Source organism: Polyangiaceae bacterium, assembly GCA_015075635.1.
Classification (GTDB): domain Bacteria; phylum Myxococcota_A; class Polyangia; order Polyangiales; family Polyangiaceae; genus JADJKB01.
Window position 1 is genome coordinate 2,148,783 of record JABTUA010000001.1, and the last position, 24,789, is coordinate 2,173,571.

Below are 24,789 nucleotides of genomic sequence, written 5' to 3' on the forward strand. Positions count from 1 at the left end.
GCGGAAGATCTCGCGGCGCGGTAGAAGTTCGGCAGGGGGTTGGACACTCGATCGCGGACAGCGCGGAAGGACTCACACCATGAATCACGCACACCCCAAGGCCGGCGCGCTCCTGCTCAGCGAACCGATCCGCATGGCCCAGAGCCCCAGGCCGATGACCGATGCGGACCGCGCGAACGCCGAGGCCTTCGCCCGTTTTCGCGCAGCCGGGGGCGGCACGCTCTACCGCGACGGCGAGCCGGTCTTGCACGCCAAGATCACCGAGACGCCGACTCCACGCCCGCGCCCTTCGATTCCTGCAGGGGGACACCAGCCACCGAAAGAAGACCCGATGAAACAGATCGCCCTCGCCGTGCGAGCCCACGGCGGACAGAACCTCAGTGCCAAGTGCTACTCGTACCTGGCCACCACGCACCGCGACGCGTTCGCGCTCATGAGCGAGACGGAGCGACACTTCCAGGCCGGCGAGCTCGCGAACCAGATCCGCATGGCCGAGGGCGACGCGCCCCCCGCTCCGCCCGCTCCCGCGCCCTCCGGGGCAAGCGGCGGCAGCAAGATCGGCGCGCTCACCGCGTTCCTCACCAAGGAGTTCAAGGCCGCGCTCTCTGCAGCCATCGCGGAGAACCAGGCGGCCGCGCTGGCGCTGCTCGATCAGCTCGTGGCGGACGCCAGCCCCGCCGCGGCGATCGACCTCGACGGCGGAGTCACGGCGACTTTGCCGAACCACCTCGCGGCGATCCCCGGTCCCAACGCCACCGAGAAGGCGCGGCTCTACCTGTGCGCCAAGGTGCCGGGCTTCTCGAGCAGGAACCGCATGGAGCAAAACTGGGAAGCGGGCCAGTACCTCGGCCGCGGGGCGCCGGTGCTCTGATGTTCGGCATCTCGTTCATCAGCCCCGAAGAGCGCGAGCGGCGGCGCACCGAGCAGCCCGCCGACCTGGTCGAGAACTGGTCGCCGACCGCGCGCGACCAGCACGAGCTCGCTGTGGCGCGGTACACGCCGGAGTATCTCGCGGGCGAGGTCGCGATCTGCCCGGTCTGCGAATCGTCCAGCGTCTCGCTCGAGCTCGACGTGCGCAAACACGACGTCGCCGCCGGCACGCTCGAGGCGCTCCCCAAGGGTGGGCCGATCGCGTCAGCGGTGTACGCGAAGGCCGCGACGGCGATCCGCCGCGTGCGTCGTTACGCCGCGTTCGAGTTCCACCTGGAACACCGCATCCGGCACAGCGAGCGCGAGGACCGCGAGAACCGGCCCAACGTGCTGTGCCTGTACGAGACCGCGATGCTGCGCGAGGTCGCGCGACGCGCGCCGGCCTGGCTCAGCGACGCGAAGCACGAGCGGGACTCGCTGCTCGAGCTCGTGAAGCGGAACCAGGACGCGATCGCGGAGGCCGAGCGGAACCTGGCCGCAGCGCTCGCGCCGTTCTACCCGGGCGAGCAGCCCGACGCCGAGACCATGCAGCTCTGGACCAACTTCGCGACGAAGCTGGGCGACGTCTTCACCGCGCTCGACGCGATCGACGCGGCGCGGGCTCAGCGGTGCGAGGCGCGCGGGCGTGCCGTCATGGTCGCGAGGGAGCTCGGGGTCGACGTGAGCGACGCGAACGCGAACCGTCTCACGCATCACACGTTCTCGGGCGCCGCGACGCGTTTCGTGCGCGAGACCCTCCGGGGGCTGCAGCGCGACGGGGCGCCGCTGCGGGAGCTGCTCGAGTGAAGACTACGGCCGGAGTTTCTCCCCGGTCGGACGGGAGACGGCGCTGGGCAGCGTCGCGTGGGCAGCGTCGCGCCCACGGCGCCGGCAGCGGAGTAGTGACCACTGCCGGCGTTTCCCCGGGCGCACAACAGGACGTGATCCCATGACTGCACAACAACCCGACGAACCCCAGGGGGCGGGCTTGCTCGCGAGCGCGTCATGAACCGCGCTGGCCCGCCAAGCCGGACCCTGAGCACGCGGCAGGGCCGTTTCCGAGCCGGTCTCGGGGCCGCTCTGTCGCGCGCGGACACGAGGGGGCGGACGGCGCGCCATGGCTGAGCGTGAAGCACGGGTCAGGCTGTCGCTGGTCGCCGGCGGCTACCTCGGCGGCCTGCAACAGGTCACCGCCGCCACCAAGGCGCAGATGGCGAGCCTGTCTACCGCGATGGGCGCGGTGGGCACGGCGGGGCTGCGAGGCATGCGAGGCTCGCTCGCCGCGGTCGGGTCCGAGCTCAAGGGCACGCTGACGATGGCGGCGAAGTTCGGGGGGATCTTCGGTGCGGGCGCGGCACTCACGAAGGCCGGCTCACTCCAGAGCACTTACCGCGACCTCGCGTTCAGCATCGAGCGCGCGACGGGCGAAGCCACGAAGTGGCAGAACGTGCAGCAGCAGATCGAGCCCGTCGCCATGCGCACGGGGCGCTCAAGCCAGGAGCTCGCGGACGCCTTCAAGGACGTGCTCGCCGAGACCGGCGACGCGAAGCTCGCCGCCGCGTCGATCGGAGCGATCGGGGTCCTGGCCACGGCGAGCGGGCGGAGCGTCGGCGAGCTCTCGAGCGTCGCCGGCGCCCTGAACGACAAGCTCGGGGTGACCGCCAAGGAGATGCCGGATGCCCTGGCCGCTGCGGTCGACCTCTCGAACAAGGGCGGCATCGGCTTCGAGGACCTCACGAAAGCGATTCACATGACGGGCGCGAGCGCCCGCGCCGCTGGGCTCACCGGCGCCGAGGCGTTTGGATCGCTTATCGCGCTCATGAACAAAGGCGGCGACGCGCTCGGCAGCACCAAGAAAGGGCTTTCGGCGATCACTCAACTCATGGACCAGATGGCGGACCCGAGCCGGCAGAAGGAGATCAAGCAGAGCTTCGGCGTGAGCGTGGTCAACGACAAGACGGGAGAGATCCAGCGGACGGAAACCATTCTGGCTGCCATGCTCATCAAAACGGGCGGGCAACGCGAGAAGCTCGCGAAGGTTTTCAAGGGCGAGCAGCTCAAGCTCGTGACCGAGCTTGCGGCGCCGTTCCGGGAAGCGTTCGAAAAGACCAAGGGCGACGTCACAACGAAGACGGAGGCGGGCCTACGCGCGTTCAACGACGCGCTGAAGCGCGCCGGGACCAGCTCGTTCAAGTTCGCCGACGCCCAGTCCAAGGCCGTCGATCGCATGGAGGACCCACAGCGCAAGCTCGCGCTAGCCATGGAGACGTTCGCCCAAGAGTTCACCAAGCCTGCCGCGCTCGAGGCGATGAACGAGCTCACCAAGCACCTGCCGAAGGTCGCGACTGGCTTTGCCAAGATCGTGAGCTTCGCGGTCAACAATCCACTGGCCGCCGGAGGCGCGTACGTGGGCGCGCGCATGGCGCTCGGCTTCGCGAGCGGAGCCCTCGCCCAGGCGGGCACCGCGATCGGCACTTACGCTGCAGCGCAGATCCGGGCGAGCGCTGCGGCGGCGGGACCGTGGAAGACGGCGGGTGCGGCGCTGGGCATCGCTGCTGCGGCCTATCTCGCATACAAGCTCGGCAAGGACGCGGTCGACGACGCCGCCAGGAAGGATCTGGCGTCCGCGTCGGACCTGGCCGGGGCGGCGACGGCTGGCTCGATCGTGGCGCGTGGGTCGAGCGTCGAGCGGAAGCAAGAAGCCTTGAAGCTGCTCAAGGAGCGCGTCAGCTTCGCAGAAACCGAACGGAGCGAGCGCAAGACCGGGATCGCAAACAAGCTCACCTTCGGCGCGTACTCCGACGTGCGCGGCATGGTTGGCGAGGACGAGCTCGCCAAGGCGAAGGGCGCGATCAGGGAGCTCGAGCAATCGCTGGCCAAGGGGGGCAAGAGCGGCGATCGCGTCGCGGAGTCGTTCGAGCGAGCGGCCGCTGCCGCGGACAAGTTCGCTCAGGCGGCCGGTGGAGCGAAGCCCGGCGGCAACAACGGTCTGCCGCCTTCGAACAACAACACACCCCCCGGCTACCTGCCGCGGTGAGGGAGAGAGGCCCATGGAGATCCCGAAGCACAGCGACGTTCCGACCGACGAAGAGATCCACCGCGTGGTGGATCGGCTGACCGCCGCGAACCGGAACACAACCGAATGGCTGGCCCAGCTCGACAAGCTCGGCGTGCGCGGCTTCGCCACGACGGCGCAGCTGCTCCGCGAGCTCCGCGACGCCGCCGGTGAGGCCGTCACGCTGGCCGAGACGTTCGCGCGTTTCCTTCCGGCGGACCCGGAGGCCTGAGCGATGCCCGACTTCACAGTGCGCCACACCTCCGGGATCGACACGAGCGTGTGGCTCGACGCGCCGGTGCCGATCGGCTTCCTTCGTCCAACCGGGACGATCCCCGCGCCGCCCGGGTGGGCGGCCCTCCACCCCGGCCAGAACTACGACCCAGGCGATCCGCCGGCAGCGTGGCCGGGGGCCAACGGGTTCCCGAACAGGGATCACGACTACATGCTGAACAGCCGGCTCAACCCGCACCCGGGCCACCCGCACAGGAAGGTCCGGGCGAGGCCCGGCGTCCCCGTGACGTTCAAGGCCACGGTGGACGGCGTGGAGGGGCCCATGGACGCGGCGCTCGGAGGCCGGCTGTTCTACTGCTGGCCGATCGGCTTTCCGACAGGCGCCGCGGTACCCGCGTTCACGGCTCCGGCCGGGCAAAGCTCGGTCCGCACCGTGCTCTTGACCACGCCCGGAAACTACCACTTTGGGATGGGTCGGCACGGGGGCGGCGGGGCGGTCCTGATGCACATCGACTGCGTGACCTTCGCGGACGAGCCGACGTGAACATGGCGAGGGGAGAGCGAGAGAGCCGGCCTCGTAAGCCGGAGGTCAGTGCCGCGGCGCGCGGGGAAAAGCGCCTCGACGCTGCGCGCGTGGACACGAACCGTGGACAGGTGTCACGTGAAACAGGGCTTGCACGCCGGAGCGCGTTGTATGACAATTAGCACCATGGCACACGGCGACCGAACCGAGCGGCTCAATCTGCGGCTGTCCCCCGACGAGTTCGAAGTGATCTCGGAGCTGGCCGAGCAGACGGGGCTGAGCGCGTCGGACGTCGTGCGCCAGGCGCTTCGGATGGCCTACCCCGAGAAGTTCAAGGCAGCGGCCAAGCCGAAGCGTCGCAAGCGCTGAAACGAAACGGCCCCCGCGCTGGTGGAACAGCCGAGGGCCAGGACCAAAGGAGAACACACCCCCATGGCCAAGACGAAGAAGAACCCGAAGAAGACCCCACTGGCAAGTGGCAGTGCCCGACGCCGGCCCCGACCGCACCGCTGGACCGCCAAACAGATCCAGTCAGCGCTCGCTGAGCACGCGGGTTGGCTGGACGAGGACGCCTCGCGCCTCCTCATCGCGCTCCGGTACGTGCTCAGCGAGATCCCCTCTGAGCGCCTGCAAGGCGCCGTGCTGATCGCCAAGACGAGCTTGAGCATTCAGCGCAACGCAGGCGCCCTGGTGGGGTTCACATGAGCGGGCGCGGCTTGAAGCTCCGCGAGCTACCCGGCTGGAACGAGTCGCTCGCGGAAGTGAACCGCACGCTCCGGTGGCCGCTCGACGGCACGGACGTGAAGGTCCTGGGCGCCTTCGTGGCGCCGTCGTCGGTGACAGCCGTCACGCCCTGGCTCCTGTACAACTTCGCGGTGGGCGTGGGCATGCACCGCTGGCAGAAGCGGGTGCAGGTCGAGCGCGCGGAGCGAGCTGAGCGCGCTGGGAACGTGATCTCGCTCGCGGAGCGCCGCGCCGATCGCTACCTGGAGAGCGTGTCTCCGCTCCTGCGCGGTCTGCAGGCGGCGCGCGCGGAGTTCCCTTTCCGTCCGCCGGGCGAGCGAGCCGGGGGCTACGGCGCGGATGGCAAACAGTACGCGCCCGAGTCGCCGCCCTGGGCGCCGAGCTCGCATGAAGGCGACGGTGCGTCATGAGCGGCGCGTTCGGCATCGACCAGCGGCAAGCCGCGCTTCGGGGAGTCGTCGCGGCGCGACGGCACATCATGCTCGGCGCCGAGCTCGCCGGCGTCGGGTGTGACGGCGACGCCAAGGGCGCGCTCATGGAGGCGCTGCTCGAGCTGTGGAAGGCGGAGACGGAGCTCGAGCACGAGCCCAGGCCGACGCCGCCGCAGCCGGCCGACGTGTTCACGAGGAGCGGATCGAGGAAGCGCCGAGAGCGCTCGTAAGGAGAACAGCCCCCGCTGCCAGCGGACGCGACTTGGCACGTCGCGGGGGGCGCCAAGGAAAGGCACGAAGGCCATGGAGAAGAAGCCTCGCAACAAGCGCACCGGCACGCTCATCCTCACGAAGGCGGGGCTCGCTGCGCGCGTGCCCGTGCTGGTCGACGGCGTGCGGGTGAAACGATGGTTCAACCTCGGCACCGACAACCGGGCGCTGGCGCGGCGCAAGCTCGCTCGCTTGATCGAGGACCTCGAGCGGAACGAGGAACCCACGCCGGAACGCGTCGCGGCCGTCGAGACATTCGCGGAGGCGGCCGCGCGCGTGGTGAAGCGCCAGCGCGGCGAGGGCCTCAAGACGTGGAAAGAGCGCGAGCAGCGCCTGCGGGACTTCGCGCTGCCGCGCATCGGCTCGACGCCCGTGGACAAGATCCGTGTCGCCGACGTGCGCGAGGTGCTCGAGGGCGCGCGCGACGCGGGCAAGAGCCGGCAGACGATCGTCCACATCAAGAACGACCTGTCCGCGGTGCTCGGCGACCTCTGGCGCGATGAAGTGATCTCCGAGAACCCGGTGGCCAAGGCGGAGATCCCGAAGGGCGCCACGACCGACGAGCGAGACCGCGTGCTCCTGGCCGATGACGAGTTCGCGCGGTTCATGGCGTGCGGCGACGTCGACCCCGAGCTCCACGTGATGGCGCTCGCGTCGCGGAGCTTCGGCGGGATGCGCACGAGCGATCTGCACGCCTGGGACTGGGCGCACGTCGACCGCGAGGCGTGGCGGGACGCCCACGTGCCGCGGCCCAAGACGAAGCGCCACACCGGCGCCAAGCTCCGCGAGCGCCTCGAGCTGCCCCCGGTGCTCGTGCCGGTCCTGCGCGCGTGGTGGGATGGCGTCGGGCGGCCGTCGAAGGGCCCCGTCTTCCCCGTGCGGCGAGGCCCGAACGCGGGGCAGCGCAAGCGGAAGTCCAGCTACGCCAAGGCCCTCCGCGAAGCGCTCTGGGCTGCCGGCATCGTCCGGCCCCGCCCTGGCTTCCCTGAGGCCGTCGAGCGCTGGGCCTCCCTGAGGGGGGCCGGAGCCTCCGCGGCGGAGCTCGAGGCGGCCGAGGCCTCGGCCAAGGCGCTCTGCGAGATCCAGTCCGGGAGCGACGAGACGCGTCCGCTCGACTTCCACTCGTTCCGCCGGTCCTTCAACACCGCGCTGGCAGCCGCCGGCGTCAACGTCCAGATGGCCATGGCGCTCGCCGGCCACCGCTCGGCAAGCACGCACATGGTCTACGTGAAGCTCGCCGAGGGCGCGCTGCAGATGCCGGCAGCCGCGCTTCCGAGTCTCTCAGCCGACGTTCTCAGGGCGCGGACAGTATCCGTGTCCACACGGCGAGACTCGAAAACGCGATCCAGCATGATTTCCGGTGGGCGGGACAGGTTTCGAACCTGCGACATCCGGCTTGTAAGGCCAGCGCTCTACCGCTGAGCTACCCGCCCGTTTCGGCTGAAAAAGACTCTGTTTCGCTTCCAGCCGATTCGAGTTTTGGCAACGTCGTTGCCAGAACCATCGTAGCCGACGCTGCCCCCGCTGACCACCTGCTCGACGCGCGTCTTGCCGATCACGTGCTCGGGGTCGCCCTCCGGGGCCTCGCGGACAGGATTGCGGGGTCTGGAGTGTGCGGCGCGGGCGGGGTAGAGCCGTAAGGAAAGGCGCCCCGCGACGGCGGCAACCGTCCGGGGCGATGGGTCGAACGTGACGACCAACCGACAAGCTAGCACAAGAACAAATGGGCGTTCGCCGAAGCGAGCACCCAAGCCAGCGCTTCCGTCCCACGCACCCACGCCGGCGGAGATGGCGCATGCTGCGCGGGTCCTCTACCGCGACCTTGCGTGGATCGTTTCGCAACTCGACAAGGGACGGGCACGCGGCCTTGCTGATGCGGAAGCTTGGGCAGCGCTCGAAATCCACGAGCATCGGCCCACCAGGTCATCGATCCCCCCCGTAGCGGGCGTCCAACAGGCGGTCCGGGTTGTCGCAGAGCGCACCGTCCAAGAGAGCAAGCGGATATCGCTCGGGCTTCGGCTCGGCGGCATCGCGTTGCGATTCGTGCGAGACGAGTTGAGGGCCGACAGCGCCGCGAGACAGGCAACGCAGGCTCGAGCGGACGGGGCAACCGTGGACACTATCGTGCTTCGAGGCGAAACTGCTCGCGCTAGGACGGAGAAGGCGAAGTGGGCGCTCGCGTACAACGTGCTCGCGGAGAACGCGGACGTCTACCCACGTGCGGACTCACGGAGCGGCCTGCGTGGTGAGCTGCGGAGCATGTACGAGGCGCTCTCGCGCCCACGTGCGATCCGCGACTGAGAATCTGTAGGCGTAGTCGCACACGCTTGCCGCGGGAGCGCTTTACTTGGCGTCAAGACAAGCCAACCCGCGCACCGGACAGTGAGACCCCAGGGCCCCGCCGGTGACGCAAAGCCGAAGGTGTGCCCCATGATCTCCAAAACCCCGCGCGAAATTCGCCTCGCCGCGAACCTCTCGATCACCGAAGCCGCCGCCCTGGCCGACGTCGCGCCCGGTACCTGGCGCGTCTACGAGCGCGATCCAGAGGCGGTCTCTCTTCCCAAGAGGCGAGCGTGCGACGCGGTCACCGATCGCCTGGCGATGCGCTTGCGTGAGGCCGCGTGACCGTCTCAGCCAGCCAACTGCGGCGCGAGCGCGCCGAGCGAATCGCGGTCCTGAAGGCGGCAGGAAAGTGGCGTCCGAAGATGCGATCTTCGCGATCTGACGTTCAGCACGTGATCGATCTGGCAGTTCACGTCGAACACCGCCTGGAGAAGCCTGCCGTCGACCGTGAGTGGGCCTATCGCGAGCAGAACGCGGCGCCCGGTCCGCTCTCGCTGATCGTCGCCACCTAGACGGAGTACCCATTATGTCCGAGCCCATCACAGGGCTCGTCGTGCTGCGCGCCGACGAGCTCGCCGCGGTAGTACGCGCTGCCGTTGCCGACGCGCTCTCCGAGCACGAGCCCGCCGCCGCTCCGACACTGCTCGACCGCGAGGGCTGCGCACGCCTGCTCGGCATCAGCGTGGGCACCCTCGACCGCCTGCGTCGCGAGGGGTTGCCCGAGCTGAAAGTGGGCGATGCGCCGCGCTACGAGGCCGAAGAGGTGCTCGCGTGGCTGAGGGGGCGTGCGCGATGACCGCTTACGGCACTAGCGCCATAAAACGGTTCCGGTCCACCAAGGACCAGATCTCAGAGCTCGACTCCGCGATCTTGGACTACGTCGCCGTGCAGAACCCGATCACGGTCCGCGGCATCTTCTACGCCATGTCCGTGAGGGGGCACGTGCCGAAGAACGACGCCGGGTACCGCCGGGTGCAGCGCCGGGTCCTGGATCTCCGGCGTGCCAGCGCGATGCCCTATGGCTGGGTGAGCGATTCGACACGCTGGCAGCACGCGGTGGACCTGCACAACGGCTTGGACGACCTGCTGGACGAAATGCAGCGCCTCTACAAGCGCGACTTCTGGCGCGTGATGCCAGAACACGTGCAGGTGTGGTGCGAGAAGGAAGCCTTGGCCGGCGTGCTGTCCGAGGCCACCTACAAGTGGCGGGTGCCGCTCTTCGTGTCGCGTGGCTTCGCGTCCGAGACCTACCTCTTCGAGTCGGCGGAATCGATTCGCCGACTGGACAAGCCCGTCCACATCTACCTCTTCACTGACTACGACGCCGCCGGCCTCGACATCGACACCAAGATCCGCGAAGGGCTCGAGCGGTTCGGCGAAGGCGCAGAGATCCACTTTCACCGGGCCGCGCTGACTCCGGAGCAGATCCGCGAGATGGATCTCCCGACGCGAGATCCGAAACCTCGCGACGTCGAGCGCGGGATACGCCGCTGCGTCGAGCTCGACGCCATCCCGCCCAAGACCTTGATCGAGATGGTCGAGAACGTGATCTCCGGGCACGTGGACGGCGAAATGCTCGACCACATGCTCGTCGTCGAAGCCGCGGAGCGCGAGACGCTGAAGAACATCAAATTGCCGGGGTGGCCATCGTGAACCGCGAGAAACTGATCGCTCGACTCGCCGCGCTACGTGCCCACATCGACCGCGAACTCGGCCAGCTACTCGCTGATCTCGAGCGACCCCGCGGCAAGGCTGGGCGCGAGGTGCCGGACTGCGACGTGTGCGGGCGCGAGTGGCCGAGCTGCACTTGCGATCCGTGCCCGCCTGGACAATGACCCAATGCCCCGTCCCCTACTGTTCCGCGTACTCGACGCGGTCGAAGCCGTCGGCTTCCCCGAAGAGCTGCGCCACCTGTGTATCCGCTACGCCTACTCCGCCAACGCCAAGACCGGCGTGGCCTGGTTCGGACAAGAGCGGATGGCCGAAGCGCTGGGCATCAGTGAGAGGCAGCTTCGGCGTCGTCTCTCCCTGCTCGACCAGCACGTTGCCGAAGGTTCGGCGCCAGTGCGGATCGTCCGCCGACGCCGCGGCGCGCCCGGAGGCGCTGGGCGGTCGTCCGACGAGTGGAGGATCGAAGTGTTGAACGACAAGCCCAAGCGGACGCCCGTGTCCGGTTCGGATGGCAGCCCAAGCGGACAGCAGCGTCCGGTTGAGGTGGCCGAATCTGTCCGACCCGAAGCGGACATCCACGACACCCGAAGCGGACATCCACGGTTACCCGAAGCGGACACAGGTGTCCTAGGATCCAGCGTAGGGATCCAGCGTAGGGATCCAGCGGAGTGTTTGTCCCTCACTTCGCCGGGGCCGAAGCGCGCTCCGAAGAAGCGGACCAGCGCGAAGACCTCTCGCAAGCGGGAAGCGCCAATCCCAGCGGACTGGCGCCCCACCGAGCAGCATCGAGCTTTTGCACAGGAGCACCGCGTGGATCTCGAGCTTGAGCGCGTCGCGTTCGTCGGACACTTCGACGGACAGAACGTGAAGAGCCCGAACGGCAGATTCACAACCTGGCTGGCGAACTCCGTGAAGTACAAGCGCGAGCGCGAGGCGAGGGGCGGGCGCACGAGCGGCCCGAAGCAGCCGAACGCCGGCCTTTGGGAGATGCCGGTGGAGAATCTCTGATGACCGATAGCACCATGACCATCGCCGCCCCGCGGCCGCGCTGTGCGCGCTGTGGCACGCCCGGTGGGGCACTCTGCACCGGCTGCGCAGCCCACGAACCGAAGACCATCGGCGAGGTCATCGCACAGAAGATGCCGCCCATGCCCGAGGCCTCGCTGACGGCCGACGAAGTGACCGAGACCGTGTGCCCGGTGCTGGACATCGACCGCGAAGAACTGGTGCGCCGCTCGCGCATCGCCGGCTGGCGCCTGTGGACGTGGACGGACGAGCTCGCCGAGCCGGGATGGGAGCAGCGCTTCGCCGATGCACTCGACGCTGGGAAGCAACGGCTGGCAGAGCAGAAGCGCCAAACCATCGCCTTCCGCGTGGGCCATGCGTTGACCGACGGTCCGTTCGCGCTGGGCTCGCTCTCGATGACGGAGCTTCTCGAGCGAATCGACGCGAAGCTTCGACCGCTGGCGGAGCAGCTCAGTCCCGAGCACGGTGGCCGGCTCATCTGCGGCCCGACTGGCATCGGCAAGACGACGGCGCTGGTGGCGGCTACGCGACGGCTCATCGCGGACAACGTCGAGCACCCCGATCCGAATCGCCCGCTCGCTGGCGTGGATCTTCGGTGGGTGCGCGCGGCCGATCTTCCCATCGCTCGACTCGGACACGGGCTCGGGCACGGCGAGGCCGAGCTAGTCGAACGCGCTCGCAACTGCCAGATCCTCTGCCTCGATGATCTCGGGTGGGAGTCTCGCCGCGCCGGGGCCGACGACGTGATCGGCGAGGTGATCGCCTACCGCTACGACACGGGGCGGGTCACGTGGGTGACGACCGGGCTCAAGCCGGAGCAGGTGGTCGAGAAGTACGGCGAGGCGTTCACCAGGAAGATCTGCGAGGCCGGGGCGAGGGCAGGGAAGGTGCTGGACTTGTGGCCGAAGGAGAGCAGGCAGTGACGGCTCGGCTTCGCGCTTGCCGGCGGATTCGACGACTGCCGCCAGCGGATCCATCTGCCGATTGCGGGGGTAACCAGCACGGCGGTAGTGTGCGTCGCGACATGGATGCAACCGCCTACTATCAGCTTGGCCAGGTCTTCCGGCCCGCGGCTCCGGTCGATGAACTGAGGCTGTTCGCCGGGCGCAAGCAGCAACTTGCTGCGGTGATTGACGCAGTGACTCAGCCTGGACGGCACGCGATCATCTATGGCGAACGCGGGGTCGGGAAGACGTCGCTCGCGAGCATCATCCGAGAGTATTTGAGCAGCTTCGGCCAGGGTGGCGTCGTCGCTGTGAAGATTACTACCGACGGCACCGACGACTTTTCGTCTATCTGGCACAAGGTATTCGGTCAACTGCAGAGCGTGAGCACGCAACAAGGTCTGGGCTTTGGCGCGCCGAAGAAATCCGTCGCCGTTCCGCTGAGTGCCACGTTGCCAGAAAAAGTGCGACCGGATGATGTGCGGACACTTCTGGTGCAAGCGTCCGCCAAGGCGCGGATCATCGTCATCATCGACGAATTCGATCGGGCCGCTTTGCACGCGAGCGCACTGATCGCTGACACCATCAAGACGCTGTCCGATCAGGCGACGAACGCAGTGGTCATCATTGTCGGCGTGGCCGACACGGTGGGAACCCTGATCGCGGAACATGAGTCTATCGAACGGGCGCTCGCACAAATCCAGATGCCCCGCATGTCCGATGCTGAATTGCTCGAGATCGTCCAGCGCGGCTTCGGGGAGGTGGGGTACACGATCACGGCGCCGGCTCAGAATCGGATCGTCCAGCTTTCTCAAGGTCTCCCGCACTACACGCACCTCGTGGCACTCCACTCGGGCAGGGCGGCTGCCAAAAATGACCGGAATGCGATCGACATGCTCGATGTGGCCGAGGGCATTCAGACCGCTGTGGCAAACACTCAGGAGAGCATCCGGTCGCTACACCACCGAGCGGTGATGAGCCCGCGCCGCGACAACCTCTACCGTGAGGTTGTGCTGGCCTGCGCTCTCGCGCGGACTGATTCGCTCGGGTACTTTCAAGCTAGCGACGTCCGCGACCCGCTCAGCATCATAGTGGGCCGGCGTTTCGAGATTCCCGCATTCTCTCGTCATCTTTCCGAATTGTGCGAGACCCAGCGTGGCCAGATGCTCACCAAGATCGGGTCATCGCGCCGATTTCGGTACCGCTTCCGGAATCCGTTGGTGCAGCCGTTTACCATCATGGACGGTCTCGCAAGCGGGAACCTCGATGACAAGAAGCTGGAGACGCTCAGGGAAACACACACTGTGCCCGCGGAGTGACTGGCTGCGCCCGCGCTGCGTCTCTCCCGGAACAGCGCCCCGACGCCGCCCCCCGACCTGACCCGCGGGCCGACACGCTGAGGGCGCCCAGCTCGATGCAGCGCCCTCGCGGTGGCCCTCGACGCTGAGGCCGAGCCCTCAGCCGGGTGCGGCCGACCGCTGACTTCCGGCTGACGTAGCCGCCCCGCTCACACCCGAACCAGCGCGTTTTCCGCTGGAAACGCAGACGACCGGCCAGCAAGCGCCGATGCCGTTCTGCCGATGCGCGGGAAACCCCGCGTTTTCCACGACCCGAAAGACAACCCAATGACCGACTCTCACGAGGCCGGCGGCGCTGACGTGCGCCCGCTGGCAACCCTCGACGGCCCCGCCGGGATGACCCTGGGCGCGCCGCGCTACCGGACGCTCCGCATCGTCATCAACGGCCCCGACGACTCCGAGCCGCCCATCGTCATCGAGCGCCACGACTGGCCGGTGGACGACGACGCCGACGAGCTCGACCCCGCCGACGTTGACCCCGACGCTGCCGCCGCAGCGGCCCGGGTGCGCGCGGCGTTTGCCGAGGCCGCAGAGCGGCGACCCACCCCAACCCTCTACCCCCGCGAACCCGGGAGGCGCTGACCATGACCGAGTTTCATTCGACCGCTTCACCAACCCGCACCAAAACGGCTGTGCGCGGCGCAGCTTCGCCGCGTGGGAGCGCTTTTGGGTGGCCGGAGGTGCTCCGGGGCCTCCAGGACGATGACGCGCGTTCTGTGGCGCTGAGCCTGTACCGGTCTCGGGGCTTCACTCCGGACGACTTCGCGCACCGCCGGGAGGCTCGTGCCGCGATGGCCGACGCCCTCAGCCGAGCCGAGGACCAGATCGAGCTTCGGCGACAGAGCCCGGCCCGAGACCAGGCCCGCGCCTTGGTGCGCGCGGCTCGCCGTCGCCTGGAGGCGCAGCTGTGGCCCTGAGGTCAGCCCATGGCCGAGCCCGCCAGCTCGGCGCCCTGGTCGTCATCGAGACGCTTCCCGCCGACGAGCTACCGCCGGCCTCGCCAGCGGATCCGGCCCGACGTGACCGCGACCCCGCCGGCCGTTTCATGCCGGGTAACTCGCTCGCCAAGAACGCCAAGTTCAGGGCGGGGAATCAGGGCGCCCTGGCGCGCCTCGAGGCCAAGGGCGACGCCGCCTGGCAGGCTGCCGACCGCTGGTCCAAGCGCCTCGCTGCCTTCCGCCGGGGGGAGCTGACTCGGGCGCATGGTGGCGAGCTGTCGTCCGAGGTGTGTGCGCTGGTCGAGCATGAGCGCCAGGCCCTCGCTGATGCGCGGTGGGCACGCGCCAAGGCGGCCGAGCTCGACGCGACGGACCCCGCCCGAGCCGAGCGCCTCCGCTCCGAGGCCCGGCAGCTCCGCATCGAGGCCCGCGGGCACGGCATGGCGGCGTGGGAGCTGGCGAGCCGCGAGGCCCAGGTGCGCCCCAAGGCCCGCCCGCAGTGGATGGCCGACCTGGGCATCGAGCCCGGCAAGGCAGGCAAGCCATGAGCGCGACCTTCGAGACGCTCTGCACGCTGGACGGGCGCCTTGCCGCGTCAGGCATCCCCCCGCTCACGGCCTGGTGGCGCGACCAGAACGCGCGCTTCTACGCGCACCCGACCGCTCACACCCTCGTTGCCCAGGTCGGACGCGGCGGCGCGAAGTCGCACACGGCCGTCAAGGTCGCGCTGAACGAGACGCTCTTCGGCGAGTGGCAGATCCCGCCGGGCGAGCGCCACTACTGGATCTTCCTCTCCGAGAACAAGGCCGAGGCGCAGCAACGCCTCCGGCTCTTGGAGCGTGCCCTCGAGGTGCTCGGCGTTGCCTTCGACCGCACGGGCGACGAGATCGCGCTCCGCGACCTACCACGCGGGTTCATCGTGCGCGCTGCCGAGATCGGAGCGGTGTCCGGCTTCCGGTCCTTCGGTTTCAGTGCCGACGAGCTCGCGAAGTGGCCCAGCGAAGGCTGCGCGCCGGCCAAAGAGGTGATCGCGAGCGCCAACGCCATGACCGTGACGCACCCGGGCGCACACAAGCTCTTGATCTCGTCGCCCGTCTCTGTCGTGGACTTCCACTACGACCGCTTCGCCCAGGGTGACACCGAGGCGCAGATCGTCGCGAACGCGCCCTCATGGGTCGCCAACCCCGATGGGATCTCCGAGGCGCAGACGCACGAGCTCGAGCCGGACGCCGCGGTCCACGCTCGCGAGTATGGCGCTCGACCCAGCGCCGCCGCAGGCCTGGCGTTCGGCGACATCGAGGCCATGGAGCGCGCGTTCCAGCCGGCCGTGCCGGGCTACACCTTCTCGCGTCCCTTCGTCTCGATCGATCCGTCGAACCTCACGGAAGGCGGGGATGGCTTCTGCTACTCGATCGCGGCGTGGGCGCTTCCCAGCCGGCAGCGGGTGCTCGCGCTCGACGCTGACCGCAACATCATTCGCGACGAGTGGGGCCGCGAGACCTACCTCCCGCCGCAGACGAAACGAATCCTCCGCGTTGCCGAGATCGGCGGCTGGGAGAACCAAGAGCTGGCGCAGACCTCGATCGAGCAAGTCGTGGCGCGCATCGCGGAGCGAGCAGAGGCATGGGGCGCGACGTCGGTCTTCTCGGACCAGCGCGAGTCAACCTCCCTCGGCGCGCTCTTCACCCAGCGCGAGCTGCTTTTCAAGCCCTACGCCTGGTCTCAGCCCTCGAAGGAAGAAGCGATCCGGTTCCTGCGTCGGATGCTGCGCGAAGGCACGCTGAGCATCGTCCCTCACGCGGGCATGCGTCGCGAAATGCTCTCGCTGGCGTACCGCTTCACACGGAGCGGCGGCCTCGAATACCAGACGCGCGGGCGCGACTGGATCTCCACCCTGATCACGATCGGCCACGTCCTGACCGACCCCGATGCAACCGGCGCGGCCTCACTCTGGGCGCCGCCGGTCGAGGGCAACCCCTACACGAACTTTGGCGGCCGCTACCTGGCCCCCGGGAGATGACATGCAAGCGCAACGAACGACTCCACCGCAGATCTTCGCTCAAAAGCTCGAGGCTTTGGCCGTCGGCCTCGCCGTCCGCTCCAAGTTCTTCGGCGACGACCATGGCCAGGGGTTCGAGACGGGCGACATGCGCCGGCTCGAGTGCGAGATCGGCGAAGCCCTGCGCCTGACCCCGGTGGCCGACATGCGCGCCACCTGGGCGCTGCTCCGCGTGCCACCGGGCTCGACGCAGACGCGACCGCAGGAGCTTCGCCCCGACGTGCCTGGCGTCTACGTCATCGGCTGCACGTTGCCCGGCGGGTGGACGCGCACGCTCGAGCTGTGCGCCTTCGAGCCGGCGGATCTGTACGCGCAGCTTCCGAGGAAAACCCCAAGCGACCGGTACGCGGCGCGCGTTTGGCTGAACGAACCAGGCCGCGAAACGGCGGCCGTGATCGAACGATTGGAGAAGAAGACCACATGAGCAAAACACTCTGGAACCACCCTCGCCACGGCGCCCCCGCGCCGATCCGCGCGCGCATCGAGCACGCGCTCGCCGATAGGCAGACGCCGTCACTCGGCGCCCGCGTTCAGAGCGCGATCGAGATCGCTTACCACGCGGGTTTCGACACCGCGGAGCCGCAGCTCGCGGAGCTGGACGAGTTCGAGCGCCAGTTGCGCACCAAGGCTCCGACGCTCGCGATCTACCAGCGCGATCACAGCGTCGAGCTGGAGAACCAGAAGCGAGCCCGCGACTTGTGGCAACGGCTGCGACCGTGGGCCAAGGGGCCGCCCGCGCACGAGCTGGCCAAGCAGGCGGCAGCCGCACGCGAAGCCGCCGATCGTGCCGCGGCAGTCGAGCGCCGAGCGGTCGAGCTCCTGGCGCAGCAAGAGCGAATGCGCATCGATGCGGCGCACCGCGACGCAGTCCAGGCCGCAGAACGGGAGCTGGAGCAATGAGCGCCCACGACCGATTCCGCCAGGCCCGCGAGGCCGACGCCAAAGCGCAGCGCGACCGCGAGCGCGCCCTCACGACTCCCGAAGACGTCGCGTTTGCCAAGCGCGTGCGCGAGCTCGACGCCGCCGGCCAAGCCATCCTGGCGCGTCGCCTGCTCGCGTCGAACCCCACCAGCTACGCCCGCGGAAGCGCCGCGTTGCGTGAGGCGGAGAACCCGCCACCCGCTCCGGAGGCCGCTTGACCTTCGACGTGATGTCCACCCTCGACCGCCATCCGTGGACGGTCAGCCAGTGCCGCGAGGTGCTGGTGGGGGAGTCCGTGTCGGTCACCGGCCACGACGTCCAGCTCGACGGCAACCCGCTGGAGGTGGTGACCGAGCCGGAGCCTGGCGCCGTTCAGATCGACGGCTCGGCGTTCACGGCGACGATGCCCGGCTTCTACAGCCTGCGCTGTCGCAGTGCCGAGGGCAGTCCACGCCGCGTGTGCTTCGTTGCGTGGCAGCCCGAGGCGCTGGACTTCATCGAGGCCGTCGAGCGCAAGAACGTCAACCCCGGGCGCGAGCGTTCGCGAGAGCAGCTCCGGCTGATACTCCGGTCGCTCTCGAATCACGACCGCGACAAGCTGACCGGGCGCGTCTCGGATCTCCACGTGCGCAACCTGGCTCACCACGGCGCGCGCACGTGATCACAGATGTTGCAGCGACCGCCGGGGTCAGGGTTCTTCCTTCCCGTTCGGGTCCCGGCACCTGTCTTGGCCCGCCCTGAGGGCGGCGCAAGCGCGACAGGTGGCGCTTGAGCGGGGTTCTTTTCGGTCCCCTGCTCGCGCCCGATGCAGCGCGCCGCAGACACCCGCCCCAGCGATTCGTTTCGTTAGGCGGGTGCCCCGCGGTCCTTCCCCTCTCTCTCGGCGCTTCGGCGCCTGAAAGGTTCCCATCATGAGCATTGAACTTGTCGTTTTGGACGGCGTCACCCTCGACGCCAAAACCGGTGCACCGCTGGTGTCAGCGAAGCAGCCCTTCCTCGATGAGACCGAAGACTTCGGCGACGCGCCCTTGATGCAGTGCCTCGGCGTGTCGAGCGCGCCCTACGGCGTGACCGATGATGGCTTCTGCGAAGGCGTGATCGTGACGGGCGCTGGCGCCAGAGACGCGGTCTGCATCGGCGCACGCGACACGCGCACGGCGAAAGTGATCGGCAAGCTCGAGGCTGGCGACACGATCTTGCACTCCACCGGTCCGAACATGGCGGCGCAGGTTCAATGCAAGGAGAAGAAGCGCCAATGCGCGATGGTCTCGAAGACGGCGGCGGGTGAGACGCTGACGCTCTACCTCGACGGCAAAAACGAGACGCTGAACGCGCTGACGCCTTGGGGCCGTCTCGAGATCAGCAAGCAAAACGGCGTGGTCCTGTCGAGCTCGACGGGGCAGGCGCGAATCCAGCTCATCAACGACAAGATCGTTTTGACTGGCACGCTCATGCTCGGCGGCGCGATGCCTACCGGGATGCTCGTCGCTGCAGCGCCCGGTGCGACGTTGCCCGCGGGCATCAAGGGCGTTCCCGGGTGCTTCGTTGCGATGGGAGTGTGAGCCGTGACCCTGTGCAACTTCCCCTCGCTCTCGCTGCCGATCCCGTCGTTGGCGTTCGCGCTCCCGAGCTTGCCAAACATCGGCTTGCCGTCGCTCGACATCGACTTGCCGGGACTGCCCTCGATCAACATCCCGATCCCGTCGCTCGCGTTTGCTCTGCCCTCGCTGCCCGGGATCTCGCTGCCGACGTTGGACATTGACCTGCCCGGGCTCCCGAACCTGTCGCTGCCGATCCCGTCGCTCAACATCACGCTGCCGAGCTTGCCCGGCATCAGTCTGCCGAACCTCTCATGCCCATTGGATCCGTGACCATGACCCAACATTTGCCACCGCTCACTTCCACCGGCCGCACACCGCGCGACATTCCACCCGCACGCCTTGCCCGCGCCGTCGTCGATCCCGTCGCCTTGCGCGCCGAGTTGATCGCCGCTGGCGTCATCGTCGAACGCAACCAAGACCTGCCGCCGCTTCGCCTGGCGCTCGAGGGCGAGACCGTGGTGCGCATGACGGAGGCCGACCACCGGATCGCGGCAGCGCACATCGCGCAAGGCCGGCTCGACTCGCGCCGCGTGCGTGATAGCTACGAGTCAGCCGACAGGCGGAGCGGATCGTGGCGACGCTGATCGCATCGCTCCGCGCCAAGGGGCACACGGTCCGGCTCGACGGGATGCGCGTTGTCGTGCTCCTGGCGCCCGGTGCTGACGCTGCGAAAGCGGAGCGCTGGGCGCGGCAGCACGAGCCGCAGTTACGCTCGGAGTTGGTCTCGGAGCAGCACGCCGCGTGCGGGATGGCGCGCGAGGTGTTCCACGGCGGTCGGGTGCGCGAAGTCCGAGACGGCAACGGCGAACCGATTCGCGGCGCGGTGCAGGTGATCGAGAGCGCGAAGTTCGAGGCGGTCGCGTGACCCCGAGCGTGATCCTAGGGCTTGACCTCTCGGTCACGGCCGCCGCCGCTGTCGCGGTGCCTTGCGCGTGGGATGGCGATTGGAGCCGCGTGGAATCGGTCGTGGTCGGCGAGCGACTTCGACGGGATGCAACGGACGCAGAGCGCGCACGGCGCACCGAGACGATCGCGGATCGGCTTGTCGCGTTCGCACGGAGCACCGGCGCAACGCTGGCGTTCATCGAGGGCTACGCCTTCTCGCGCGTGACCGCGGCGCACACCTTGGGCGAACTTGGCGGGGTCGTCCGGCTCGAGCTGGTGCGCGCTGGCGTCGAGCTGCACACGGTGAACATGGCCAGCGCCCGCAAGCTGCTACTCGGGAAGGTGCCGCGCACTGACCCCAAGGTCGCGGTGTTCACGGCGCTACGTGCGTCCGGTGCGCGCTTCGAGACCTGCGACGAGTCCGACGCCATGGCCGTCGCTAACTACGGGCTGGCCGAGCTTGGGGGCTTCTTCTTCGGGCAGGTGGCGGCGTGATTCCGCAGGATTCCAGGGGTTTGGCCAGGGGGCACAGCGGGTTCGTTGCGAACCCTCCCGGCAGGCCCTACAGTCCTGGTGTCCAGCACGGCGACCGGCGCAAGCCGGTAGGGCCACTCACCGCCCCCAAAGGGTCGAGACTAGTCAAGGCAGTCGGAGAACATCCAGGACGCTTGGCCGGTGTGAGTGACGCCGTCCAGCCCCGGGTGGCCAGTGTGCCCGGGGCTTTTTTCTTACTTGGGCCACGGCGCTGGCCGGTGAGCTCTGAGCTTGGCCTGAAACTGCTTGGGAGTCATGTCGAACGCCGTCCGGACGAAGTAGACCCGCGCGCCATCGTCAGGCCCGACCACAACCCCGATGCGGAGCGCAGACGAGTCCGGTGGACCGATCAGCAAGGTTGCCCCGGGCATTGTCGCGCGGAGCGTTTGGATCGGCGTCCGAATGGTTGGAAGGATCAGGTCGAGGCGTCGGGCTCGGTCGATCGAAAAGTACCGTGCTTCCCGGCTGGCGCCCGGCCTCCGAACCAACGGGCGCGGTCTTCGCTGGGCGTCCAACGGTTCGGTCTCCGTGAACAGGTGGATCTCCTCGGGATTGAATCGCACAAGGATGTCGAGGCTCCCGACCGAGATCAGATGGTCGGACGGCTCGACAAGCTTGTGTGCGTAGTACGCCTGAGCGCCATCCACGTCGTCTATGAACCGCGACGCAATTGGGCAGAATCGGAATCGCGAGAGATCCATTTTTGCCCGTCGTTCGGAAGCCAGCGGGCAGCATACGACAAGGCGCGCAGGCGGGCGCGATCTGGCGGTCGGACATTGCTTGTCAGACTGACGGGCATGGCTTGTGTTTCCCTGTGGACGCCCCGGGCTAAAGCCACACGCAAGGAGGATCTCAAACATGACGAACGAACAGAAAGCGCAGCTTGTCGAGCAGATGGCTGCACTCGCATCGGACAGCGCAACCGGCGGATGGTCGGCTCGGCTCTACATGTGCACGGCCGTTTGGCTCGAATCGGAACTGAAACGCACTGGCCACCAGCGAGACGGGACGTTTCTCACCGTGGCCGCTGAGAAGGTGAAGCACCGCGACCGCGGACCCGAGCCGACGGGCTTTCGCGGAGCCGTGGACGGATGGCTGGACCCGGCCAGCGGGTGACGAATATGGAAACTTTACGCTCACTTACGGGCGGGGGTTGCGCGAGCGTCTAACAATGGTATACGGTGGTTTACATGGCACCTGGTGAACGAACGAAGCAGATGGCAATCCGACTCACAGCGGACGAGGCCCAAGTGGTCGCGGACGTCGCAGCCGAAACCGGTCTGACTTGGTCGGACGTCATGCGCCAGGCGCTTCGGAAGGCGCACGCGGAGCGATTCAAGTCCGCCAAGCCGAAGCGCAAGCAGCGGTAACGGCAAGTGCTGCCCGGGGTGATTAGGCCACCCCGAGCAGCGTGCCCAAAGTGGAGGAACCACCATGAGCAACGCAAACAAATCACGAACCAAGACCCCGACCAAGCGCGCACCGAAGCGAACCGCGAAACGCACGCCGAAAACGACGACCACCGCGGACCTGCTCCGCCTGAAGGCGGCCGAGAAGCGAGCACGAGACGCCTACAGGTCCGCGGCTTACGACTGCGACCCGAACCTCTCTCGTGCGATTCGCATCAGGGAAGACGCCACGTCGCTGGCGCTGGCCGTCCGGGACATCGTTTCGCCCGGTCCCGATTCGGGTGGCCTGATGCGTGCCATGCAGTGCGTCGCTGACGTCGCCAGGCGCCTGGAGTTCACGGCCAGGGACATCGAGCGCGACGTGTTCCGCTCCGAGGTGGCGTCGTGAGCCCCGCCGAGACCTTGGTGGCCACCGCCCGCGGCGAGCTGGCGGAGCTCCGGGAGGACTTGGAGAAGCTGACCGAGCTTGCCGGCCGCGTTGCCATCGCCACACGCGACGGACACGGCGTCGATCATCAGACCTCGGTGGAGCTGTCCGCCTTCGTGGCGAGCGCCGTCGACGCCCTCGACAGCGCCGAGCACTACCTGGCGCCACGCGCCGACGCTGAGAGCGAGGTGGCGTCATGAGCGGCATTCACCAGACGGACGCGCTCGGCCTCGTCGCGTTGACCGAGCAGCGCATCACGGCGGCTCTCGACTCGCTGGGCCTGGACGAACCCGAGGGCGCTGCTCTGGAGTTGGCCAAGGCGTTGTCGAGCGTCCGCGCGCTCAAGGGCGAGATCGAATCCGAGGCCGGCGTTCCCGGCAGCCCGTTGACCGAAGACCGGCTCAAGCTCGCGACCGCAGCGCAGATGAAGTTCATGCGCGCCATCTCCGCACACGACAGGCTGCCCATGTTGTTCGACGACTGGCTCGGCGAGCTGCGTCAACTCACGTCATCGTGCGAGGTGGACGGCCCCGAGGTGGACGGCGCGACCGAGACGGGAGGCGAACGTGGCTGACCGCACCGACAGCATGCTGGCCCTCGCCACGTGCTCCGCCACCGCGCGCGAGTTTCTGATCGCGGTGGCCGAGAACCCGCGGACGCGCCGGGCGGCGGAGCGGTTCGCCGCGTCGCTGCTCCTGGCCACGTCGGCGGCAGAGGTGGAACAGAGCGGGCCCGTCGTTCCCATCGGAAGGACCAAGGGGATCAACGATGGCTAGCATCATCAGAACCAAGCTGCGTCGCTACACGATAGTGGTGGACGACGAGTCGACGCCGTTCCTGCCGAGCGTCCGCGCCAGCATCAAGGGAGAGGACGGTTTCGAATCGTCGGGGCACGGTGACACCGCGGCCGAGGCGATCCGGAAGGCGCGGGAGGAGATCCGCTACCACGAGCAGAACGACAAGTAGCAGCACAAGGGCGCGCAGCCTGCACACCCGGCTTGGCACGCCGGGGCGCCCTCCAAACCGAAAGGGAACGCAGCACATGGCACGACCGAGAAAAGGGAGCCTGTACCTCACCAAGTCCGGCTTCGGCGCGCGCTACTGGAAGATCGTCGACGGCGAATGGATCCGGGTTTCGGAGCTGCTCGAGACGTTCAGCAAGCCCGCTGCCCGTCGGAAGCTCGCGCGGCTCGTCGGGCTGGCCAACGCTGGCACGGACACCACGGCCGACGATGCGAAGCGAGCCGACACGTTCGCCGAAGCCGTCGAGCGCGTGAACAAGGCACGCAAGGCAGACGGCGTGAAGGGAGCGAAGGACGAGCTCGCCCGGCTGCGCGCGTACGCCAACCCCGCGCTCGGGCACCTCGACACGACGACGATCACGGCGCAGCACATCCACGAGGCTCTGGACTTCGCCAAGGGCGAGGGGCGGTCGCGTCAGACCGTGGCTCACTTGCTCCAAGACATCCGCAACGTGTTTGCCGCCCTCAAGCGCGAGGGCACGATCGAGCAGAACCCCGCCGACGATGCCGAGCTTCCGAAGTTCGCCTCCGAGGTGCGCAAGGAGCGCGCCGTCCTGACGGACGCTGAGCTTGCCCATTACCTGGCGTGGGTGCATCCGGACGAGGCGCAGCGGCTCGCTGTGCTCGAACGGCAAACGCTGGCGTGCGTCTCGCGGATGTTCGGCGGGCTCCGGACCGGCGACCTTCACGCGCTCCGCTGGGAGGCCTTCGACTCAACCGAGGGGAAGTTCACGTGGGGCTGGGCCCCGCGTCAGAAGACGAAGCGACCCCAGCTCTTGGAGGTGCCGGAGATGCTGCGGCCCATCCTGCGCGATTGGTGGGAGAGGGCCGGTCGTCCCACCGCGGGCGTGCTCTTCCCCGCTCGCCGCGGGGAGCGAGCCGGCGAGGGCAGGGCCAAGACGTCGCACGCGGACGCATTCAGGCGCGACCTGATGCGGGCGTTCGGGATCGAGGTGCAAACCGTGGTGGTCACCAAGCGATCGAACGGGCGGAAGCTCACAAAGGCGGTCTGGACGCGCGCTCGCGACGAGCACGGAGCCGAGATCCCTCTCACCCTCCGCCAGCGCGAGCTGTTCGAGGACACGGACTACACGCTGCCGGTGGACTTCCACAGTTGGCGCCGCGCGTTCAGCCAAGCCCTGGCCGATGCCGACGTGACCGTTCAGCAAGCGACCGCCCTGGCGGGGCATTCCACACTCGAGGCGCACGCTCGCTACCTGGCCAACAGCGGCAAGCTCCGGAAGCTGCCCGAGGCCGCTCTTCCGGCCATCAACGTTCTGGCAACGCCAATAGCCGACAACGACACGCAACCGCATGGAACGACGCGCGGAGCCGGGAGCAGCCTTCGGCTTTTGGCGGGATTCAACGCGCTTGGGCGTCCCTCGCCGCGTTGTAAGGCCAGCGCTCTACCGCTGAGCTACCCGCCCGAGGGTGAGGGGTTCGTAGCGGGGAAATGCCCTCCCGGCAAGGCGGTGTAAAATGCTG

General features: G+C 68.3%; 36 protein-coding genes, 1 tRNA gene and 1 pseudogene. 36 read left to right on the top strand and 2 right to left on the bottom strand.

Annotation, left to right across the window (positions count from 1 at the left end):
- Positions 1 to 79 precede the first annotated feature (79 nt).
- The 10 genes and pseudogenes from HS104_09635 (at position 80) to HS104_09680 (ending at position 7,405) form a co-directional block, all read left to right on the top strand.
- On the top strand, positions 80 to 871 hold the full coding sequence (locus HS104_09635; GenBank protein MBE7480231.1) for a hypothetical protein: 792 nt from the start codon (positions 80 to 82) through the stop codon (positions 869 to 871).
- Entirely contained in the window at positions 871 to 1,716 is an 846-nt protein-coding gene (locus tag HS104_09640) for a hypothetical protein (GenBank protein ID MBE7480232.1), read from the top strand. The genes HS104_09635 and HS104_09640 overlap by 1 nt, the downstream gene beginning before the upstream one ends.
- Before the next feature lie 310 nt (positions 1,717 to 2,026).
- Complete coding sequence (locus HS104_09645) at positions 2,027 to 3,946, top strand: phage tail tape measure protein (GenBank protein MBE7480233.1); 1,920 nt, start codon at positions 2,027 to 2,029, stop codon at positions 3,944 to 3,946.
- 13 nt (positions 3,947 to 3,959) lie between these two features.
- On the top strand, positions 3,960 to 4,196 hold the full coding sequence (locus HS104_09650) for a hypothetical protein (protein ID MBE7480234.1): 237 nt from the start codon (positions 3,960 to 3,962) through the stop codon (positions 4,194 to 4,196).
- Positions 4,197 to 4,199: 3 nt separating this feature from the next.
- Entirely contained in the window at positions 4,200 to 4,742 is a 543-nt protein-coding gene (locus tag HS104_09655; protein ID MBE7480235.1) for a hypothetical protein, read from the top strand.
- Between the two features lie 165 nt (positions 4,743 to 4,907).
- Positions 4,908 to 5,090 carry a CopG family transcriptional regulator gene (locus HS104_09660; protein MBE7480236.1) on the top strand — a complete coding sequence of 61 codons (183 nt, stop codon included), beginning with the start codon at positions 4,908 to 4,910 and terminating at the stop codon, positions 5,088 to 5,090.
- Positions 5,091 to 5,153: 63 nt separating this feature from the next.
- Entirely contained in the window at positions 5,154 to 5,426 is a 273-nt protein-coding gene (locus HS104_09665) for a hypothetical protein (protein ID MBE7480237.1), read from the top strand.
- The gene (locus tag HS104_09670; GenBank protein ID MBE7480238.1) at positions 5,423 to 5,875 is read left to right on the top strand and encodes a hypothetical protein; all 453 of its coding nucleotides are present in this window, start codon (positions 5,423 to 5,425) and stop codon (positions 5,873 to 5,875) included. Before HS104_09665 ends, HS104_09670 begins: the two co-directional genes overlap by 4 nt.
- Entirely contained in the window at positions 5,872 to 6,126 is a 255-nt protein-coding gene (locus HS104_09675) for a hypothetical protein (GenBank protein MBE7480239.1), read from the top strand. Before HS104_09670 ends, HS104_09675 begins: the two co-directional genes overlap by 4 nt.
- A gap of 73 nt (positions 6,127 to 6,199) precedes the next feature.
- Positions 6,200 to 7,405: pseudogene (locus tag HS104_09680) on the top strand (site-specific integrase).
- Positions 7,406 to 7,527: 122 nt separating this feature from the next.
- Here HS104_09680 and HS104_09685 read toward each other — a convergent pair.
- A tRNA-Val gene (locus HS104_09685) sits at positions 7,528 to 7,599 on the bottom strand.
- 997 nt (positions 7,600 to 8,596) lie between these two features.
- Here HS104_09685 and HS104_09690 point away from each other — a divergent pair.
- The 4 genes from HS104_09690 to HS104_09705 are packed head-to-tail and all read left to right on the top strand — an operon-like array spanning position 8,597 to position 10,162.
- Entirely contained in the window at positions 8,597 to 8,791 is a 195-nt protein-coding gene (locus tag HS104_09690) for a hypothetical protein (GenBank protein MBE7480240.1), read from the top strand.
- Positions 8,788 to 9,021 carry a hypothetical protein gene (locus tag HS104_09695; GenBank protein ID MBE7480241.1) on the top strand — a complete coding sequence of 78 codons (234 nt, stop codon included), beginning with the start codon at positions 8,788 to 8,790 and terminating at the stop codon, positions 9,019 to 9,021. Before HS104_09690 ends, HS104_09695 begins: the two co-directional genes overlap by 4 nt.
- Positions 9,022 to 9,035: 14 nt before the next feature.
- Positions 9,036 to 9,305, top strand: coding sequence for a helix-turn-helix domain-containing protein (locus HS104_09700; protein ID MBE7480242.1), 270 nt, complete (start codon positions 9,036 to 9,038; stop codon positions 9,303 to 9,305).
- A complete protein-coding gene (locus tag HS104_09705) occupies positions 9,302 to 10,162 on the top strand; it encodes a hypothetical protein (protein MBE7480243.1) in 861 nt (286 codons plus the stop codon). The genes HS104_09700 and HS104_09705 overlap by 4 nt, the downstream gene beginning before the upstream one ends.
- A gap of 198 nt (positions 10,163 to 10,360) precedes the next feature.
- On the opposite strand, the gene HS104_09710 is transcribed toward HS104_09705, so the two are convergent.
- Positions 10,361 to 10,759: a hypothetical protein gene (locus HS104_09710; protein ID MBE7480244.1), complete on the bottom strand. Its 399-nt coding sequence runs from the start codon at positions 10,757 to 10,759 to the stop codon at positions 10,361 to 10,363.
- Between the two features lie 231 nt (positions 10,760 to 10,990).
- On the opposite strand from HS104_09710, the gene HS104_09715 reads away from it, so the two are divergent.
- The 22 genes from HS104_09715 (at position 10,991) to HS104_09820 (ending at position 24,782) form a co-directional block, all read left to right on the top strand.
- Entirely contained in the window at positions 10,991 to 11,188 is a 198-nt protein-coding gene (locus tag HS104_09715) for a hypothetical protein (protein ID MBE7480245.1), read from the top strand.
- A complete protein-coding gene (locus tag HS104_09720) occupies positions 11,188 to 12,129 on the top strand; it encodes a hypothetical protein (protein MBE7480246.1) in 942 nt (313 codons plus the stop codon). The genes HS104_09715 and HS104_09720 overlap by 1 nt, the downstream gene beginning before the upstream one ends.
- A 101-nt stretch (positions 12,130 to 12,230) precedes the next feature.
- Entirely contained in the window at positions 12,231 to 13,469 is a 1,239-nt protein-coding gene (locus tag HS104_09725) for an ATP-binding protein (protein ID MBE7480247.1), read from the top strand.
- Positions 13,470 to 13,775: 306 nt separating this feature from the next.
- On the top strand, positions 13,776 to 14,090 hold the full coding sequence (locus HS104_09730; GenBank protein MBE7480248.1) for a hypothetical protein: 315 nt from the start codon (positions 13,776 to 13,778) through the stop codon (positions 14,088 to 14,090).
- 325 nt (positions 14,091 to 14,415) lie between these two features.
- Positions 14,416 to 14,994: a hypothetical protein gene (locus HS104_09735; protein ID MBE7480249.1), complete on the top strand. Its 579-nt coding sequence runs from the start codon at positions 14,416 to 14,418 to the stop codon at positions 14,992 to 14,994.
- Positions 14,991 to 16,466, top strand: coding sequence for a hypothetical protein (locus HS104_09740; GenBank protein MBE7480250.1), 1,476 nt, complete (start codon positions 14,991 to 14,993; stop codon positions 16,464 to 16,466). Before HS104_09735 ends, HS104_09740 begins: the two co-directional genes overlap by 4 nt.
- A 1-nt stretch (position 16,467) precedes the next feature.
- Positions 16,468 to 16,929 carry a hypothetical protein gene (locus tag HS104_09745; protein ID MBE7480251.1) on the top strand — a complete coding sequence of 154 codons (462 nt, stop codon included), beginning with the start codon at positions 16,468 to 16,470 and terminating at the stop codon, positions 16,927 to 16,929.
- Entirely contained in the window at positions 16,926 to 17,405 is a 480-nt protein-coding gene (locus HS104_09750; protein ID MBE7480252.1) for a hypothetical protein, read from the top strand. Before HS104_09745 ends, HS104_09750 begins: the two co-directional genes overlap by 4 nt.
- Positions 17,402 to 17,644, top strand: a complete 243-nt coding sequence (locus HS104_09755; GenBank protein ID MBE7480253.1) for a hypothetical protein — start codon at positions 17,402 to 17,404, stop codon at positions 17,642 to 17,644. The genes HS104_09750 and HS104_09755 overlap by 4 nt, the downstream gene beginning before the upstream one ends.
- 11 nt (positions 17,645 to 17,655) lie before the next feature.
- Positions 17,656 to 18,087 carry a hypothetical protein gene (locus HS104_09760; GenBank protein ID MBE7480254.1) on the top strand — a complete coding sequence of 144 codons (432 nt, stop codon included), beginning with the start codon at positions 17,656 to 17,658 and terminating at the stop codon, positions 18,085 to 18,087.
- 250 nt (positions 18,088 to 18,337) lie between these two features.
- Positions 18,338 to 18,988, top strand: coding sequence for a hypothetical protein (locus HS104_09765; protein ID MBE7480255.1), 651 nt, complete (start codon positions 18,338 to 18,340; stop codon positions 18,986 to 18,988).
- 3 nt (positions 18,989 to 18,991) lie between these two features.
- Positions 18,992 to 19,297 carry a hypothetical protein gene (locus HS104_09770; protein MBE7480256.1) on the top strand — a complete coding sequence of 102 codons (306 nt, stop codon included), beginning with the start codon at positions 18,992 to 18,994 and terminating at the stop codon, positions 19,295 to 19,297.
- Positions 19,294 to 19,611, top strand: coding sequence for a hypothetical protein (locus HS104_09775; GenBank protein ID MBE7480257.1), 318 nt, complete (start codon positions 19,294 to 19,296; stop codon positions 19,609 to 19,611). The genes HS104_09770 and HS104_09775 overlap by 4 nt, the downstream gene beginning before the upstream one ends.
- On the top strand, positions 19,599 to 19,892 hold the full coding sequence (locus tag HS104_09780) for a hypothetical protein (GenBank protein MBE7480258.1): 294 nt from the start codon (positions 19,599 to 19,601) through the stop codon (positions 19,890 to 19,892). The genes HS104_09775 and HS104_09780 overlap by 13 nt, the downstream gene beginning before the upstream one ends.
- Positions 19,889 to 20,407 carry a hypothetical protein gene (locus HS104_09785; protein MBE7480259.1) on the top strand — a complete coding sequence of 173 codons (519 nt, stop codon included), beginning with the start codon at positions 19,889 to 19,891 and terminating at the stop codon, positions 20,405 to 20,407. Before HS104_09780 ends, HS104_09785 begins: the two co-directional genes overlap by 4 nt.
- 897 nt (positions 20,408 to 21,304) lie before the next feature.
- Complete coding sequence (locus HS104_09790) at positions 21,305 to 21,562, top strand: hypothetical protein (protein ID MBE7480260.1); 258 nt, start codon at positions 21,305 to 21,307, stop codon at positions 21,560 to 21,562.
- A gap of 318 nt (positions 21,563 to 21,880) precedes the next feature.
- Complete coding sequence (locus HS104_09795) at positions 21,881 to 22,243, top strand: hypothetical protein (GenBank protein ID MBE7480261.1); 363 nt, start codon at positions 21,881 to 21,883, stop codon at positions 22,241 to 22,243.
- A complete protein-coding gene (locus HS104_09800; protein MBE7480262.1) occupies positions 22,240 to 22,482 on the top strand; it encodes a hypothetical protein in 243 nt (80 codons plus the stop codon). The genes HS104_09795 and HS104_09800 overlap by 4 nt, the downstream gene beginning before the upstream one ends.
- A complete protein-coding gene (locus HS104_09805) occupies positions 22,479 to 22,856 on the top strand; it encodes a hypothetical protein (protein ID MBE7480263.1) in 378 nt (125 codons plus the stop codon). The genes HS104_09800 and HS104_09805 overlap by 4 nt, the downstream gene beginning before the upstream one ends.
- The gene (locus tag HS104_09810) at positions 22,849 to 23,058 is read left to right on the top strand and encodes a hypothetical protein (protein ID MBE7480264.1); all 210 of its coding nucleotides are present in this window, start codon (positions 22,849 to 22,851) and stop codon (positions 23,056 to 23,058) included. Before HS104_09805 ends, HS104_09810 begins: the two co-directional genes overlap by 8 nt.
- The gene (locus HS104_09815; protein MBE7480265.1) at positions 23,051 to 23,248 is read left to right on the top strand and encodes a hypothetical protein; all 198 of its coding nucleotides are present in this window, start codon (positions 23,051 to 23,053) and stop codon (positions 23,246 to 23,248) included. The genes HS104_09810 and HS104_09815 overlap by 8 nt, the downstream gene beginning before the upstream one ends.
- Before the next feature lie 76 nt (positions 23,249 to 23,324).
- Positions 23,325 to 24,782 carry a tyrosine-type recombinase/integrase gene (locus tag HS104_09820; protein MBE7480266.1) on the top strand — a complete coding sequence of 486 codons (1,458 nt, stop codon included), beginning with the start codon at positions 23,325 to 23,327 and terminating at the stop codon, positions 24,780 to 24,782.
- The last annotated feature ends 7 nt before the right edge of the window (positions 24,783 to 24,789 follow it).